The following is a 15,115-nucleotide window of genomic DNA, read 5'->3' as shown; positions in this document are numbered from 1 at the left end:
GACGTAGAAAGATCCATTGCCAGCCCGGGCCGGCGGTGAGCAGGCCGCCGACCAGCACGCCGACGGCCGCTCCGGTGCCGCCCAGGGCGCCCCAGACGCCCAGCGCCCGGTGCCGCTCCGGGCCTTGGAACAGCGTGGTGACCAGGGAGAGCGCGGCGGGAGAAAGGAGTGCGGCACCGACGCCCTGACCGATCCGACCGCCGATGAGCATCGCGGCGTTGACCGAAAGCCCCGCCACCAGCGACGACGCGGTGAAGAACGCCAGGCCGGCGAGCACGGTCCGGCGGGCCTCGAACAGGTCGGCGGCGCGACCGCCGAGGAGCATCAGGCCACCGAAGACCAGGGTGTACGCAGTGACGACCCAGGTCAGCGCCGCGCGGTCGAGACCAAGGTCGACACCGATGCTCAGCAGCGCGATGGTGACCACTGTGATGTCGAGGATGAGCATGAACTGGGCGAGGCTGAGCAGCGCCAAAGCCCGCCATCGGCGCGGGACGGGCGTGGCCGGCGCGGCGCCGTGCGGTGACGATGTGACGTGGACGTTCATGTGGCGCTCCCGAAGACGGACGGCCGGGCAGCCGGCGGGAATCGTCCCGGGCCGCCCATTAAGTCGTACGCGGGTGTACGACTTACTGTCTCACGGTAACCTGAACACCGGTGTCTGACAAAGGAGGACGTGGTGGACCGGACAACCGACGCCGTCGGGCAGCGCGGCAAGCGCGCGGACGCGCAGCGGAACATCACCGCGATCCTTGACGCGGCACTGGAGTGCCTGGTGCGAGATCCGGACGCCAACATCGCCGAGATCGCCCGGCGCGCCGGGGTCGGCCGGGTGACTCTCTACGGCCACTTCTCGTCCCGCGACGACCTCATCGACCAGCTGTTCACCCGCACCGTGGACCGGGCGGACCGGGCGTTGGAGACGGTCGACCTGACCGGTGACCCCCGGGCGGCCCTCAGCCGCCTCGTCGCATCGAGCTGGCAGATCGTCGACCAGTTCCGGCACCTGCTCGATGTCGCCCAGCGGTCACTGCCACCCGCCCGCATCCGGGCCGCGCACGAGGGGCCGATGCGCCGCATCGCCGGCCTCATCGAGCGCGGCCGGGCCGAGGGCGTGTTCCGCACCGACCTGCCCGCGACCTGGCTGGTCGCGCTCGTCCACACCGTGGTGCACGCGGCGGCGGACGAACTCAGCGGAGGGCGCCTCGCCGAGCAGGACGCGCCCTTCGTCATCGACGCGACCCTGCAGGCCGCGTACGCGCCACCGGCCGGGTGACCCGACCGGTCACCGCTCGGCGCCCTACTCCTCGCCGCCGCGCAGGCCGGCCAGGACCTCCTCAAGCTCGTCCGGCTTGACCAGCACGTCGCGAGCCTTGGACCCCTCGGACGGGCCGACCACGCCCCGGGTCTCCATGAGGTCCATGAGCCGGCCCGCCTTGGCGAAGCCGACCCGCAGCTTGCGCTGGAGCATCGAGGTCGAGCCGAACTGCGAGGTGACCACCAGCTCCACGGCCTGCACGAGCAGGTCCAGGTCGTCGCCGATGTCCTCGTCGATCTTCTTCTTGCTGTCCTGCGCGGGGGCGAGCACGTCCGGACGGAAGTCCGGCTCGCGCTGGTCCTTGCAGAACTTCACCACGTCGTGGATCTCGCGCTCGGTCACCCAGGCGCCCTGGATCCGGATCGGCTTCGACGCGCCCATCGGCAGGAACAGCCCGTCGCCGCGGCCGAGCAGCTTCTCCGCGCCGGGCTGATCCAGGATGACCCGGGAGTCGGCCAGCGAGGAGGTGGCGAAGGCGAGCCGGGACGGCACGTTCGCCTTGATCAGGCCGGTGACCACGTCCACCGAGGGACGCTGGGTGGCCAGCACCAGGTGGATGCCGGCGGCCCGCGCCAGCTGGGTGATCCGGACGACCGAGTCCTCCACGTCGCGCGGCGCGACCATCATGAGGTCCGCCAGCTCGTCCACGATCACCAGCAGGTACGGGTACGGCCGGATCTCCCGCTCGCTGCCCGGCGGGGCCTTGATCTCGCCGTTGCGCACCTTGCGGTTGTAGTCGTCGATGTGCCGGACCCCGTTGGCGGCGAGGTCGTCGTAGCGCATGTCCATCTCGCGGACGACCCACTCCAGCGAGTCGGCCGCCTTCTTCGGGTTGGTCACGATCGGGGTGACCAGGTGCGGGATGCCCTCGTAGCCGGTCATCTCGACCCGCTTCGGGTCGATCAGCAGCAGCCGCACCTCGTCCGGGGTGGCCCGGGTGAGCACCGACACCAGCAGCGAGTTGAGGCAGGACGACTTGCCCGCGCCGGTCGCGCCGGCGATCAGGATGTGCGGCATCTTGGCCAGGTTGGCCACCACGTAGCCGCCCTCGATGTCCTTGCCGAGCGCCACCACCATCGGGTGGTGGTCACTGGTGGCGGCACGCGAGCGCAGCACGTCACCGAGCGCCACGTTCTCCGGGTCGGTGTTGGGGATCTCCACGCCGACCGCGCTCTTGCCCGGAATCGGGCTGAGGATCCGCACGTCCGGCGACTTCACCGCGTAGGCGATGTTGCGGGACAGCTGGGTGATCCGCTCGACCTTGACGCCCGGCCCCAGCTCGACCTCGTAGCGGGTGACCGTCGGGCCGCGGGTGAAGCCGGTGACCGCGGCGTCCACGTCGAACTGGTCGAAGACGCCGGTCAGCGCGGCGATCACCTCGTCGTTGGCCTTGCTCCGCGTCTTCGGCGCGGCCCCGCTGCCCAGCATGTTGGCCGGCGGCAGGGTGTAGTCGCCCGCCAGCCCGGTGAGCGCGAGCTGCTCAGCCCGGGTGGGCAGCGGCGAGTGCTCCGGGGGCTCGACCGGCTTGCGGCTGGCCGGCACCCGCTTGCGCGGCAGCACCAGGGTTTCCTGGAGGTCGACGCCGTCGAGGTCGTCGTCCGGGTCGAGCGGGTCGACCGGCGGCGGGAGACGCTTGGCCGCCCGCTTCCGGGCCGGCTTCGTCGCCGCCTCGGCCGCCTCGGCCTCCTCGGCGTCCGGCGGCACCGGGGCGACCCGCAGCCCGAGCCGCTCCGGGATCTTGTTGATCGGGGTCGCGGTGATCACCAGCAGGCCGAAGACCAGCAGCAGGAGCAGCAGCGGCATGGCCACCCAGGCGGTGACCGCGGACTTGAGGAGGTCGCCCAGGCCGGCGCCGATCAGGCCGCCCGCGTAGTCGCGCTGGACCTCGTCGACCGGGTCCTGTCCGATGTGCAGCATGGCCGCCGTGGCGAGCAGCATGGAACCCCAGCCGACCAGGCCGCGGCCGCGGTGCGCGGGATCGGCCGGGGTGCGCATCAGCCGCCAGGCGCCCACCATGAGCAGCACCGGCAGCACGATGGCGATGGCCCCGACGAAGAGGCGCACGGTGTCCGCGAGATGCCGGCCCACCGGCCCCGCGCCGCCGGACCAGATGCCCACGGCACTGAGAATGGCCAGGCCGAACAGGAGCAGCCCGGCGCCGTCGCGGCGGTGCTCCGGGTCCAGCTCGCGGGTGGTGGCGGCCTGCCGGCCGGCCGCCCGGAACACCCAGCCCACGCTGTGCGCCAGCCCCATCCACAGGGCACCCAGCGCGCGGCCGAGGAAGGCCGCCGGGCTCGGCCCGGGCGCCGGGCGCCGCCGAGCCCTCGCCCGGCTGGCCTTCTTGGCCGGCTGGCGGGCACGGCTGTTCGTGGTTCCGCGCGGCGACGCGCCGCGCCGCCGGCTCGCCTGAGAGGTACGGCCCGCCATACAGTCACCGTAACGGCGGGACCCGGCAGATCGCCGCTTTTCCGGGTCGTGTCCGCGCGTCGCGGCACGGATCCGCCGCCCGTTGTGTTATTCGCCTCAGAAGGGATGCCCTCATGGCGTCGCCGGAGATCGAGGACGGTCCGGACGGCCCCCTGGCCGGACACCCGCAGGCGCTACGACCGCTGACCGGCGAGCTGATCGCCGCCGTGCTGGCCAACCGGGGGTACGCGGTGACCGAGGACGCCGACGGCGACCTGGTGGGCCGCTGGGACCAGAGCCTCATCTGGTTCTTCCGGCGCGGCGCCGCCGGGGAGGTGCTCCAGGTACGCACCGTCGCGGCGCACCGGTTCGGCATCGAACACGTGCCCGGCCTGCACGCCTTCTGCAACGCCTGGAACCACGACCGGCTCTGGCCCAAGGCGTTCGTGCACGTGGCCGACGACGGGCTGGCCCAGGTCTGCGGCGAGGTGACCACCGACCTGGAACGCGGCGTCACCCCGCACCAACTCGACCAGCTCGTCGACTGTGGCGTCACCACCGGCTGCCAGCTCGCCGCCGCCGTGGCGGACCTGCCCGGCGGGACGGTCCGGTGACCACCTCCCGGGACCGGGGGCTGGCCGACGCGCTCGCCGACGCCCGGGACCTGCCCGACGGCGAGGCCCGCTGCGCCGAGCTGGAGCGGATCGCCGCCCGGGCCGACGCCACCGGCGATCCGCGTACCGGGCTGGCGGCGCGGTTCGCGCTGGTCGAGGCGTACCTGCACCTGGGCGAGCGGTGGCGGATGGTGGAGCCGGTACGCCGCTGCGTGGCCACGGTGGACCGGCAGCCCGGGCTGCTCGACGGCCGCCCCGGCGAGGCCGAGCGGCTGCGCCGGCACCAGCGGCAGGCCGTGGAGGCGCTCTTCGGCACCCCCCGGGTGGCCCTGGACCAGGCCCGTTCCCTGTTGGACGATCTCGCCGACCGGCTGGGCCCGGACGCCGAGCCGGTGGCTGAGCTGCGCTGCCGGCTCGCCGACCACCTCGGCGACGAGCCCACCGCCCGCCGCGAGTACGACCGCTGGTCCGCCGGCGACCCGTCCGACCCGGTGGCCGGCTGCGCCGGCTGCGCCCCCGCGCGCCGGGCCGAGCTGCTGGCCGGCTGGGGCGAGCCGGCGGCCGCGCTGGCCGCGCTGGAGCCGGCGCTCGACGGCGAGCCGGGCTGCACCGACCAGCCGGAGCGGGCCCTCGCCGCCGGGCTGCTGCCCTGGCTGCGCACCGGCGAGCCGGCGCGTGCCGCGCGGGCGCACGTGCGGGCGTACCGCCGGCACCGCGGGGAGCGGACGGCGTTCCCGCAGCTCGCCGCACACCTGCGGTTCTGCGCGTTGGGCGGGCACCTGGCGCACGGGCTGGACGTGCTGGCCGAGCAGCTGCCCCGGCTGGACCACCCCGCCGACGACCTCTCCGCGATGGAGTTCGCCGCGGCGGGCGCGCTGCTCTGCGGGCTGGCCGTCGAGGCCGGTCTCGGCGAGCGGCCGATCCACCGCCCCGGCCACGGGCCCCGGCCGGCCGCCGAGGTGGACGTGGCGGCGCTCGGCGGCCAGCTCCAGGCCCTCGCCACCGCGCTCGCCGGTAGCTTCGACGCCCGCAACGGCACCGGCCACCAGTCCGGCCGGATCGCCTCCTGGCTGGCCGAGCGGCCGCTCGCCGAGCCGGTGCCGCTGCCCGCCGAGGACGACGTGGAACCCGGCGACGACCCGGCCGAGCCCGGGCCGCCCGGCGAGGAGGAGGTCGCCCCGCTGAGCCTGCGGCTGCTCACCGCCGCCCTCGACGCGCGCGGCGACGCGTACACGCTGGAGCCGGACGGCACCGTGGTGGGGCGCTGGGGCGAGGCGGTGGTCCAGTTCCGCCGGCTCGGGCCGCAGGGCGAGGTGCTGCACGCCCGGGCTGTGGCGCTGCGCCGGCTGCCGGCCGCCCGCCGCGCCGAGGCGTACGCGTTCTGCAACGCCTGGAACCACGACCGGCTGCTGCCGGCGGCGTACGTGCACGACCCGGGCGACGGGACGCTGCTGCTGGCCGCCGACGTCACCACCGACCTGGCGTACGGGGTGGCCCCGGCGCAACTCGTCGTGCTGGTCACCGCGGCGGTCAGCACCGGGGCCGCGTACGCCGACGCGGTCGCCGCACTGCCCTGATCCCGGACGCGGCGCGGCCCCCGGCCACCGGGCGGTGGTGGACGGGGGCCGCGGTCCTCCGGCCGCCGGGTTCGACCCCGGCGGCGGCTCAGCGGGCGGAGAACGCCAGGGTGTACTCGCCGGCCCCGGCCAGACCGACCACCCGGTAGCGGTAGGCGCCGGCCGGGGTGTCGGCGGTCAGCCGGGCCAGCCCGTCGGCGCTGTCGGCGCGGGCCACGGTGCGGAACGCGCTTCCGGTGAAGCGTTGCAGTTCCAGCGCCACCCGGTTATTCGCGGGCGCGGAGACACAGGCCTCCTGGGCGCCGCCGGGCATCCGGAAGAAGCGGCCGTCCGGCTGGACCTGCGCCCGCCCGGCGGCGATCCGGCCGGTCCGGCTCACCTGCCCGGTGCAGGCCGTCGCATCGCCGGCCGGCGGGTTGGCCGGCGCGGTGCTCGCCGGCGGCGCGGTGGCCCCGACCCCGGCCGGCGGCGCGGAGGGGGCCGGCTGGTCGCCCGCGGTGATCAGGGTGAGGTTGTTGCGCTGGAGGATCTCGTTGACCGGCTGGAAGAAGGTGACCCCACCCCGCGTGCAGTCGCCGGAGCCGCCGGAGGTGACCCCCTGCGCCTGGTCGCCGGAGAGCCAGGCGCCGCCCGAGTCGCCCGGCTCGGCGCAGACGTTCGTCCGGGTCAGCCCGGTGACCGTTCCCTCCGGATAGTTCACCGTGGCGTTCCTGGCCTGGATCACCCCGCAGCGGGTGCCGGTGGTCGAGCCGGAGCGGCACACCGAGGCGCCGACCGGGGCCTCGGTGGAGCCGTTCACCGGCACCGTGCCACCGTTGAAGTCGTTGACCACGCCCTGCGGCGTCCACTCGCCGTTGACCTCGACGACGGCCCAGTCGTCGCCGGGGAACGAGGAGGCGGCGAAGGTGCCCTGGGCGACCCGGTTCGCGCCGGCGGTGCGGTCCCCCGGCCGGCCGCAGTGCCCGGCCGTGACGAAGCCGCCGACCACCGAGAAGCCGACCGAGCAGCGCCCGGCGCCGTTGATGAAGTAGGCGTCACCGCCCCGCACGTCGAACAGCGGCCGGGGCGCCTCGTCGGCGGTCTTCACCCGCACCGCCCCCGCGGGCACCCCGCCGGCCTCGGCGAACCGGCGGCCGGCCGCCTCCGCGCCGGGCCGGGCGACCACCACCACCGAGTTGGTGGGCACGTCGACGTACCAGCCGGCGACGTCCGGGGTGGCCTCGCCGCCGGCCGCGTCGAGGCGGGTCTTCACCGCGTCCAGTTCGGCGACCCCGCGGTCGACCCGCTTCGGCACCGCGCCCGCGGCGGTCACCCGGGCCGCCCGCGCCGGGTCGGCCACCGCCACGTTCAGCGTCGCGCCGTCGGCGCCGAGCCAGCTGCCGCCGTAGTCGGCGCCGAGTTCGGTACGGAGTTTCGAGACCGTGCCGGACGCCCACCGCTCGGTCTTCAGCCGTCGGACCGCCTGGTTCCGGGTGAGCGAGAGGTCGCGGCTCAGCGCGTCCAGCACCTCGGGCGCGACGCCGTCGGACGCCGCCGGGGCGCTCCGCCGGGCCGCCGGGTTCTCGCCGGCGAAGGACGGCAGGGTCACCGCCGCCGCCGTGCCCGCCGCCGCCACCAGTACGCCGATGGCTGTCATCCGTCTGCGGTCCATCCGCCACGCTCCTCCCGGCCGGCGCGGGGTACGCCTGCCGGAGCGGTATACGGAGACGGACGCCGATCGGTTGAACGGGACCGGTCAGCATGGCGGAGCGTGGCGGGACGGCTTCGGGGCGTACCCCGGGAACGACGACGCCGGCCCACCGCGGAGGGTGGACCGGCGTGCGGCGTGTGCGGCGGTCAGACCTCGACGACCGTCGGCACGATCATCGGCCGGCGGCGGTACGCGTCGTTGACCCAGCGCCCGACGGTGCGCCGGACGATCTGCTGGAGCTGGTGCGGATCGGTGATGCCGTCCGCGGCGGCCCGGTTGAGCGCCTCGGTGACCAGCGGGATGACCGGGTTGAACGCCTCCGGGTCCTCGGAGAAGCCCTTCGCCGAGAGGGTCGGCCCGCCGACCACCTTGCCGGTGACCGAGTCGACCACCACGGTGGTGGCGATGAAGCCGCCGTCGCCGAGGATCCGGCGCTCGGTGAGCAGCGACTCGCTGACGTCGCCGACGGCGAGGCCGTCGACGTAGACGTACCGGCTCTTCACGTGGCCGACCAGGCTGGCCCGCCCGTCGACCAGGTCGACCACGTCGCCGTCCTCGCAGAGCACCACCCGGTCCGGCGCGACACCGGACTCGATACCGAGCCGGGCGTGCGCCCGCAGGTGCCGCCACTCGCCGTGCACCGGCATGAGGTTGCTCGGGCGCGTGACGTTGAGCAGGTAGAGCAGCTCGCCGGCGGGAGCGTGACCGGAGACGTGCACCTTCGCCACGTCCTTGTGGATCACGGTCGCGCCGGCCCGGGCCAGCCGGTTGATCACCCGGTAGACCGAGGTCTCGTTGCCGGGCACCAGCGAGGAGGCGAGCACCACGGTGTCGCCGGGGGCGATGGTGATGTGCCGGTGGTCGCCGCTGGCCATCCGGCCCAGCGCGCTCATCGGCTCGCCCTGCGAGCCGGTGGACATCAGCACGATCTGCTCGGGCGGCAGCGTGGTGGCCTCCTCCAGCCCGACCACCAGGCCCGGCGGGATGTTCAGCAGGCCCAGGTCGCGGGCGATGCCCATGTTGCGCACCATGGACCGGCCGATCAGCGCCACCTTGCGGCCGTGCTCGACCGCCGAGTCGAAGACCTGCTGCACGCGGTGCACGTGCGAGGCGAACGAGGCCACGATGATCCGGCCGCGCGCCTTCTGGAAGATCGAGTCGAGCACCGGCCCGATCTCCCGCTCCGGGGTGACGAAGCCGGGGATCTCTGCGTTGGTGGAGTCGGAGAGCAGCAGGTCCACGCCCTCGGCGCCGAGCCGGGCGAAGCCGGCCAGGTCGGTGATCCGGCCGTCCAGCGGGAGCTGGTCCATCTTGAAGTCGCCGGTGTGCAGCACCAGGCCGGCGCCCGTGCGGATGGCCACCGCGAGCGCGTCGGGGATCGAGTGGTTCACCGCGAAGAACTCGCACTCGAACGGGCCGAGCCGCTCGCGCCGCCCCTCGGCGACGGTCAGCGTGTAGGGCTGGATCCGCCGCTCGGCCAGCTTCGCCTCGACCAGGGCCAGGGTGAACTGCGAGCCGACCAGCGGGATGTCGGGCTTGTGGGCGAGCAGGTACGGCACCGCGCCGATGTGGTCCTCGTGGCCGTGGGTGAGCACGATCGCCTGCACGTCGCCGAGCCGGTCCAGGATCGGCCCGAAGTCGGGCAGGATCAGGTCCACGCCCGGCTGCTCGACGTCGGGGAAGAGCACCCCGCAGTCGACGATCAGCAGCTTGCCCTCGTACTCGAAGACCGTCATGTTCCGGCCGATGGCGCCGAGTCCGCCGAGCGGGATGATCCGCAGGCCGCCCTCCGGCAGCGGCGGGGGCAGCTCACCCTCGATGTGCGCCTCGGTCACGCGTCACCTCATTCTGCGACGCCGTCGTGCGGCGTCCGTCGTGTCGTTCGATCATTCGGGAAGGGGTAGGCCCGCCGCGGCGCAGTCGGCGCGCAGCTGGGCCAGTTCGTCGCCGGTGGCGTCCACCAGCGGCGGGCGCACCGGGCCGGCCGGCAGCCCCTTGGCCGCCAGGCCGGCCTTCACCAGGATCACGCCCTGGGTCCGGAAGATGCCGGTGTACAGCGGCAGCAGCCGCCGGTGCAGGGCGAGCGCCGTGGCGGTGTCGCCCGCCTCGTAGGCCTCGATCATCTGCTTCGTCTGCACGCCGGTGAAGTGGGTGGAGGTGCCGACCACGCCGACCGAGCCGACCGCCATGGCGGGCAGGGTCAGCGCGTCCTCACCGCTGTAGAAGGCCAGGTCGCTGCGGGCCAGCACCCACGAGGTGGCGGTGAGGTCGCCCTTGGCGTCCTTGACCGCCACGATCCGGCCGTGCTCGGCCAGCCTGACCAGGGTCTCGGTGGCGATCTCGGTGCCGGTCCGGTGCGGGATGTCGTACAGCATGATCGGCAGCCCGCTGGCGTCGGCGACCGCGGTGAAGTGGCGCAACAGCCCGCTCTGCGGCGGCTTGTTGTAGTACGGCGTGACCACCAGCAGGCCGTGCGCGCCGGCCTTCTCCGCCTGCGCGGCCAGCTCGATGGTGTGCCGGGTGTCGTTGGTGCCCACCCCGGCGACGATCCGGGCCCGGTCGCCGACCGCCTCCGCGACGGCGCGGATCAGCGCCTCCTGCTCGGCGTCGGTGGTGGTCGGCGACTCACCGGTGGTGCCGTTGAGCACCAGCGCGTCGTTGCCCTGCTCGTCGACGAGATGACTCGCGAGCCGTACGGCGCCGTCGAGATCGAGCGACCCGTCGGCGGTGAACGGGGTCACCATGGCCGTGATCAGTCGCCCGAACGGGCGCGACGTGCCCCGGTCCGGGCCGGCAGGGAGGTCGTGCGTCATGTTCACAACCTAGCGGACGACCACCGGGGGCCCGGCGGCGAAGGGCGACGACTCACTCGGCGTGCGGAGAGGCCGCCACCTCGGTGCCGTCGGGCAACTGGGAGATCACGAAGTCGGCGAACACGTTCGGCGCGACCCCCTGGAGCTGTCGCAGGCACTCCACGGCCAGCTCGCGGATCTCCACGTCGGCGTGCTCGGTGGCGCGCATCTTGACGAAGTGCCGCCACGCCCGGTAGTTGCCGGTCACCACGATCCGGGTCTCGGTGGCGTTGGGCAGCACCGCGCGGGCCGCCTGCCGGGCCTGCTTGCGGCGCAGCGTCGGGTTGGGCTCGTCGGTGAACCGGGCCTCCAGCCCCTCCAGCAGCTCGGTGTACGCCCGCACCGCCGCCTCGCTCGCCTCGACGAACTTCTTGTGCAGCTCCGGGTCCTCGGCGATCACCGCCGGCTCGACCATGGCCGCGTCGCGCTCCGGGACGTAGCGCTGGGAGAGCTGCGAGTAGGAGAAGTGCCGGTGCCGGATCAGCTCGTGGGTGAAGGACCGGGAGACCCCGCTGAAGTAGAAGCTCACCGAGCCGTGCTCCAGCACGGAGAGGTGACCCACGTCCAGGATGTGCGCCAGGTAGCCGGCGTTGGTCGCGGTGGCCGGGTTCGGCTTCTTCCAGCTCTGGTAGCAGGCCCGGCCGGCGAACTCGGCGAGCGCCTGACCGCCCTCCGCGTCGGTCGACCACGGCACGTCGTCCGGGGCCTGGAACTGGGTCCACGCGATCAGCTTGACCTGGGGCTGCACCATCTCCGGCATTCCTGCGACTGTAGTGGCCGGTGGGCCGGCCGCGAAAGTTGGGCGCGCGGACGTGAACCAGCGCACCGGCGGCGAATCTCGGACACTTCCCGTCCGCGCCGGACGTCAGGTGTCCAAGATCTCGGTGCGGGTCAGACGTAGAGCGAGGTGAACGGGGCCCAGGGCAGGTTGCGGGCCACCGAGAAGGCGAGCCAGAGGGCCAGGAAGCCGCCGATCACCTTCGGGCTGACCCGCAGCTCCGGCAGCCGCCAGCCGAACGCCCGGTTCCCCGCCCAGCTGACGAAGAGCCAGGCCAGGAAGGGCAGCGAGAAGACGAAGAGGAAGTGGTGCCGGGCGGCGGCGGGCAGATCGGCGTGCAGCACGTACCAGAGGGCGCGGGTGCCGCCGCAGCCCGGGCAGTCCAGCCCGGTGGTGAGCTTGAGCAGGCAGGTCGGCCGGGCGTCCGGGTCGCTGTGGGTGGGGTTGCTGAGCAGCGCGTACGCCATGCCCAGGCCGACGCAGCCGAGCGCCGCGAGCGGCACCGCCCAGCGCGGGGCGCGGGCGTGCAGCCGCAGCACCAGGCGGGTGAACCGGTCCGGCTCGACGGCCGGGTAGGCCACCCCGGCGGGCCAGACCTCCGGCCCGGCGGCGGGCGGCCCGAAGTGGGCGTGCGGCCCTGCGGCGTGCTCCGCGTGCGCCCCGGCGTGCTCTGCGTGCGGCCCGGTGGCGACAGCGTGCGGCCCGGTGATGGTGGCGGGTGGTCCGGCCGGGGCCGGTCCGGGGGGACCGGCGGGCGGGGCCGGGTGCGGGTCGGGCGCGGCGGCCGGCCGGTCAACGCTCGTCACGCGCTCACCGTACACCCGCCACGCCCAGCAGGGCGGCGGCCAGCGGGGCGGCCAGGTCGCCGGCGGCGGGCGGGGCGACGGCGTCCAGGCCGAGCCAGCCGGCGAGCCGGTAGAGCTCGGCGGCGAGCGCCACCGCGGTCTCCCCCGGGTCGGCGCCCGGCTCGACCCAGGCCGCCGGCACCAGCAGCACCCCGGCCTTCCGGTCGGCCTTGAGGTCGACCCGGGCGGTGAACCGCTCGCCCTGGAGGAAGGGGAGCACGTAGTAGCCGTAGACCCGCTGCGGGGCCGGCACGTAGATCTCGATCCGGTAGTTGAAGTCGAAGAGCCGCTCGGCGCGGGCCCGCTCCCAGACCAGCGGGTCGAACGGGCTGACCAGGGTGTTGCCGCGCACCCAGCGGGGCAACCGCGCCTGGGCGTGCAGGTAGGCCGGCTGCCGCCAGCCCGCCACGGTGACCGGGATCAGCTCGCCGGCCTCCACCAGCTCGGCGATCGCCTGGCGGGCGCCGGCCACCGGCAGCCGGAAGTAGTCGCGCAGCTCCGGCTCGGCGGCCACGCCCAGCGATCGGCCGGCGATCGCCACCAGCGTGCGATGGGCGTCGGCGTCGCTCGGGGTGGGCGCGTCCAGCACCGCGGCCGGCAGCACCCGCTCGGGCAGGTCGTAGCGGCGGGCGAAGGAGGTGGTGCGATCCGCGGCGGCCACCTCGCCGGCCCAGAACAGGAACTCCAGCGCCCGCTTGACCGTGGACCAGTTCCACCCCCAGTTGCCCGTCTCCCGGGGCGCGTCGTGCTCGATCTCGGCGGCGGTGAGCGGGCCCCGGGCGGCCACCTCGTCGCGCACCCAGGCGACCAGTTCGGGCTGCTCCTGGGCGATCCGGCGCATCCCGCCCCAGGCCTCGTCGTGGGCCTTGGCCATCCGCCAGCGCAGCGCCGGGTGCAGCCCCACCGGGACCAGCGACGCCTCGTGCGCCCAGTATTCGAACAGCTCGCGGGGGCGCCGGTAGGCCGCGGTGTCGAGCAGGGTGGTCGGGTAGGGCCCGAGCCGGCTGTAGAGCGGCAGGTAGTGCGCGCGTTGCAGGACGTTGACCGAGTCCATCTGGATCAGCCCGACCCGGTCGAGCACCCGGCGCAGGTGCCGGCGGGTGGGCACGCCGGTGGGCGCCGGGTCGGCGAAGCCCTGGGCGGCCAGCGCGATCCGGCGGGCCTGGGCGAGGGAGAGCGATTCCGGTGCGGCCATCGTCGGGCACCCTATTGCACCGGTACGACACCTGTGTGGCGGCTGGACCGATCGCCCGGAGCGGCATAGAACGGACGGGTGCGCACCATCCGCCGGGAGGAACCGGACGACGCCGAGGCGATCGCCCGGGTGCACATCCACGGCTGGCAGGCCGGGTACGCCGGAATCATGCCGGACGAGGTGCTGAACCGACTGAACCCGGCCGCCTGGGCGCAGCGCCGCCGCGACCTCGGCACGGCCGACCCGGAGCACCCGTTCACCACGCTGGTCGCCGAGGTCGACGGGGTGGTCGTCGGCTTCACCACCTTCGGGCCGTACCGGAACAACCAGGACCGGGGCGACCTGGACCCGCGGTACGGCGAGGTCCTGGCGCTCTACCTGGAACCGGCGCACTGGAGCACCGGGCTCGGGCGGGCACTTCACGCCGCGGCCCGGGCCGGGCTGGCGGAGCGGGCGTGGACGGAGTACCGGCTCTGGGTGCTCGCCGACAACGGCCGGGCCCGCCGCTTCTACGAGCGGGCCGGGTTGTCACCGGACGGGGAGGAGTCCACCTACCCGGTCCCGCTGCACGGCGGGCGCGACCCGGTCCGGCTCGTCGAGCTGCGTTACACCGCCCGGCTCGACGGCTGAGCCGACCGGCCCGCCCCGCCCGGCGGGGCCGCCGCCGGTCGGCGTGGCCCAGCCGGGGATCGGCAGGGCGAGCAGCAGCGCCAGGCTGATCCAGACGTAGGTGTTGCTGCCCAGGAAGCCGTCGACGCCGGTGAAGTCCTTCTCCCAGGCCCAGACGATCCGGCTGGTCAGGAAGGCGTACCCGACGAGCGCGCCGGCCAGCAGCAGTCGGCGCCGGCGGCTGCGCGCGGGGGCCGCCATGCCGTTGTCGACCAGCAGGATCAGCCCGGGCAGCAGCCAGACCAGGTGGTGCACCCAGGTCACCGGGCTGACCAGGCACATGGTGGCGCCGGTCAGCGCCAGGCCGGTGGCTTCGTCGCCGGCGGCCACCGCGGCCCGGGAACGCCAGCCCCAGACCACCAGGGTGGCGAGGACCAACACCAGCCAGGCGACGGTGCTCGGGTGTTCCGGATCGAGCCGGGCCACCATCCCGCGCAGCGACTGGTTGGAGACGAAGGCCAGCTCGCCCACCCGGTCGGTGTTCCACAGCGCCTCGGTCCAGAACTCCCGGGAGGCGTCCGGGAAGAGCGCGGCGGCCACCAGCGTCGCCGCGGTCGCCGCGCCGATGGCGGTGAACGCGGCCCGCCAGCGGCCGGTGACCAGCAGGTAGACGATGAAGATGCCCGGGGTCAGCTTGATCGCGGTGGCCAGCCCGATGCCCACCCCGGCCCACCGGCTGCGCGCGGGCAGCAGCCGGAGCAGGTCCACCGCCACCAGGAACAGCAGCAGCATGTTGACCTGGCCGAAGTTGACCGTCTCGCGCATCGGCTCGTACGCGGCGGCCAGGCAGAGCGCCACGGCGAGGACGAACCAGCGGGTCCAGCCGGCGCGGCGGGCGACCGGGTCGAGCAGCCACCAGATGACCACCGCGCTGACCACCACGGTGGCGGCCACGCTCACCGTGATCGCGGCCGGCCACGGCAGGTACGCCATCGGCAGCATGACCAGCGCGGCGAACGGCGGGTAGGTGAAGCCGTACTGGGTGCCGGCCTTGAGGAAGTCGTAGATCTCCCCGCCGTCGTGCACCCAGAAGGTCAGCGCGCCGTAGTAGACCTTGAGGTCGAAGAAGCCGTGCCGGACGGCCGCCACGGACAGGAACGCGGTCACCGCGACGGCGAGCGCCAGCACGGCGACGACCTGCAGGAGCGTCCGCCTGGCACCCTGCGCCACC

Annotated in this window: 12 protein-coding genes and 1 pseudogene; 4 read left to right on the top strand and 9 right to left on the bottom strand. The window is 74.4% G+C overall.

Annotated features, from left to right (window positions below; all coding sequences use genetic code 11):
- Positions 1 to 76 precede the first annotated feature (76 nt).
- Positions 77 to 448, bottom strand: a pseudogene (locus AC0OLQ_RS08955) (MFS transporter); the annotation flags it as partial.
- Between the two features lie 231 nt (positions 449 to 679).
- On the opposite strand from AC0OLQ_RS08955, the gene AC0OLQ_RS08950 reads away from it, so the two are divergent.
- Entirely contained in the window at positions 680 to 1,276 is a 597-nt protein-coding gene (locus AC0OLQ_RS08950) for a TetR/AcrR family transcriptional regulator (RefSeq protein WP_357339786.1), read from the top strand.
- Positions 1,277 to 1,300: 24 nt separating this feature from the next.
- Here the strand turns inward: AC0OLQ_RS08950 and AC0OLQ_RS08945 are convergent, their stop codons facing one another.
- Positions 1,301 to 3,745, bottom strand: a complete 2,445-nt coding sequence (locus AC0OLQ_RS08945) for a DNA translocase FtsK 4TM domain-containing protein (RefSeq protein ID WP_484530940.1) — start codon at positions 3,743 to 3,745, stop codon at positions 1,301 to 1,303.
- Between the two features lie 113 nt (positions 3,746 to 3,858).
- On the opposite strand from AC0OLQ_RS08945, the gene AC0OLQ_RS08940 reads away from it, so the two are divergent.
- Both AC0OLQ_RS08940 and AC0OLQ_RS08935 read left to right on the top strand, forming a co-directional pair.
- On the top strand, positions 3,859 to 4,338 hold the full coding sequence (locus tag AC0OLQ_RS08940) for a YbjN domain-containing protein (protein ID WP_357339791.1): 480 nt from the start codon (positions 3,859 to 3,861) through the stop codon (positions 4,336 to 4,338).
- A complete protein-coding gene (locus AC0OLQ_RS08935) occupies positions 4,335 to 5,915 on the top strand; it encodes a YbjN domain-containing protein (protein ID WP_484530939.1) in 1,581 nt (526 codons plus the stop codon). The genes AC0OLQ_RS08940 and AC0OLQ_RS08935 overlap by 4 nt, the downstream gene beginning before the upstream one ends.
- A gap of 88 nt (positions 5,916 to 6,003) precedes the next feature.
- Here the strand turns inward: AC0OLQ_RS08935 and AC0OLQ_RS08930 are convergent, their stop codons facing one another.
- The 6 genes from AC0OLQ_RS08930 to AC0OLQ_RS08905 all read right to left on the bottom strand — a co-directional run bounded on the left by AC0OLQ_RS08930 (position 6,004) and on the right by AC0OLQ_RS08905 (position 13,275).
- A complete protein-coding gene (locus AC0OLQ_RS08930; RefSeq protein ID WP_484530938.1) occupies positions 6,004 to 7,566 on the bottom strand; it encodes a S1 family peptidase in 1,563 nt (520 codons plus the stop codon).
- Positions 7,567 to 7,751: 185 nt separating this feature from the next.
- A complete protein-coding gene (locus tag AC0OLQ_RS08925) occupies positions 7,752 to 9,440 on the bottom strand; it encodes a ribonuclease J (RefSeq protein ID WP_484530937.1) in 1,689 nt (562 codons plus the stop codon).
- Between the two features lie 51 nt (positions 9,441 to 9,491).
- Positions 9,492 to 10,418 carry a 4-hydroxy-tetrahydrodipicolinate synthase gene (gene dapA, locus AC0OLQ_RS08920; RefSeq protein WP_357339798.1) on the bottom strand — a complete coding sequence of 309 codons (927 nt, stop codon included), beginning with the start codon at positions 10,416 to 10,418 and terminating at the stop codon, positions 9,492 to 9,494.
- Positions 10,419 to 10,470: 52 nt separating this feature from the next.
- A complete protein-coding gene (gene thyX / locus AC0OLQ_RS08915) occupies positions 10,471 to 11,208 on the bottom strand; it encodes an FAD-dependent thymidylate synthase (RefSeq protein ID WP_484532302.1) in 738 nt (245 codons plus the stop codon).
- A 140-nt stretch (positions 11,209 to 11,348) separates the two neighbouring features.
- Positions 11,349 to 12,041, bottom strand: a complete 693-nt coding sequence (locus AC0OLQ_RS08910; RefSeq protein WP_484530936.1) for a DUF2752 domain-containing protein — start codon at positions 12,039 to 12,041, stop codon at positions 11,349 to 11,351.
- A 4-nt stretch (positions 12,042 to 12,045) separates the two neighbouring features.
- Positions 12,046 to 13,275, bottom strand: coding sequence for a winged helix-turn-helix domain-containing protein (locus AC0OLQ_RS08905; protein WP_484530935.1), 1,230 nt, complete (start codon positions 13,273 to 13,275; stop codon positions 12,046 to 12,048).
- A 78-nt stretch (positions 13,276 to 13,353) separates the two neighbouring features.
- Here AC0OLQ_RS08905 and AC0OLQ_RS08900 point away from each other — a divergent pair, with 78 nt between their 5' ends.
- The gene (locus tag AC0OLQ_RS08900) at positions 13,354 to 13,905 is read left to right on the top strand and encodes a GNAT family N-acetyltransferase (protein ID WP_484530934.1); all 552 of its coding nucleotides are present in this window, start codon (positions 13,354 to 13,356) and stop codon (positions 13,903 to 13,905) included.
- Here AC0OLQ_RS08900 and AC0OLQ_RS08895 read toward each other — a convergent pair.
- A complete protein-coding gene (locus tag AC0OLQ_RS08895) occupies positions 13,804 to 15,114 on the bottom strand; it encodes a glycosyltransferase family 87 protein (protein WP_484530933.1) in 1,311 nt (436 codons plus the stop codon). The two genes, AC0OLQ_RS08900 and AC0OLQ_RS08895, sit on opposite strands and share 102 nt — an antisense overlap.
- Between the last annotated feature and the right edge of the window lies 1 nt (position 15,115).

Source organism: Micromonospora sp. Utrum1, from assembly GCF_057197805.1.
Note: the sequence above shows the minus strand (reverse complement) of the source record. Positions and strands in the feature narration are given on the sequence as shown.

Excerpts from the sequence above, each read along its gene's own strand:
- AC0OLQ_RS08940 (WP_357339791.1), top strand. The coding sequence starts at position 3,859 with ATGGCGTCGCCGGAGATCGAGGACGGTCCGGACGGCCCCCTGGCCGGA.
- dapA (WP_357339798.1), bottom strand. The coding sequence starts at position 10,418 with ATGACGCACGACCTCCCTGCCGGCCCGGACCGGGGCACGTCGCGCCCG.
- thyX (WP_484532302.1), bottom strand. The coding sequence starts at position 11,208 with ATGGTGCAGCCCCAGGTCAAGCTGATCGCGTGGACCCAGTTCCAGGCC.
- AC0OLQ_RS08945 (WP_484530940.1), bottom strand. The coding sequence starts at position 3,745 with ATGGCGGGCCGTACCTCTCAGGCGAGCCGGCGGCGCGGCGCGTCGCCG.
- AC0OLQ_RS08905 (WP_484530935.1), bottom strand. The coding sequence starts at position 13,275 with ATGGCCGCACCGGAATCGCTCTCCCTCGCCCAGGCCCGCCGGATCGCG.
- AC0OLQ_RS08930 (WP_484530938.1), bottom strand. The coding sequence starts at position 7,566 with ATGGACCGCAGACGGATGACAGCCATCGGCGTACTGGTGGCGGCGGCG.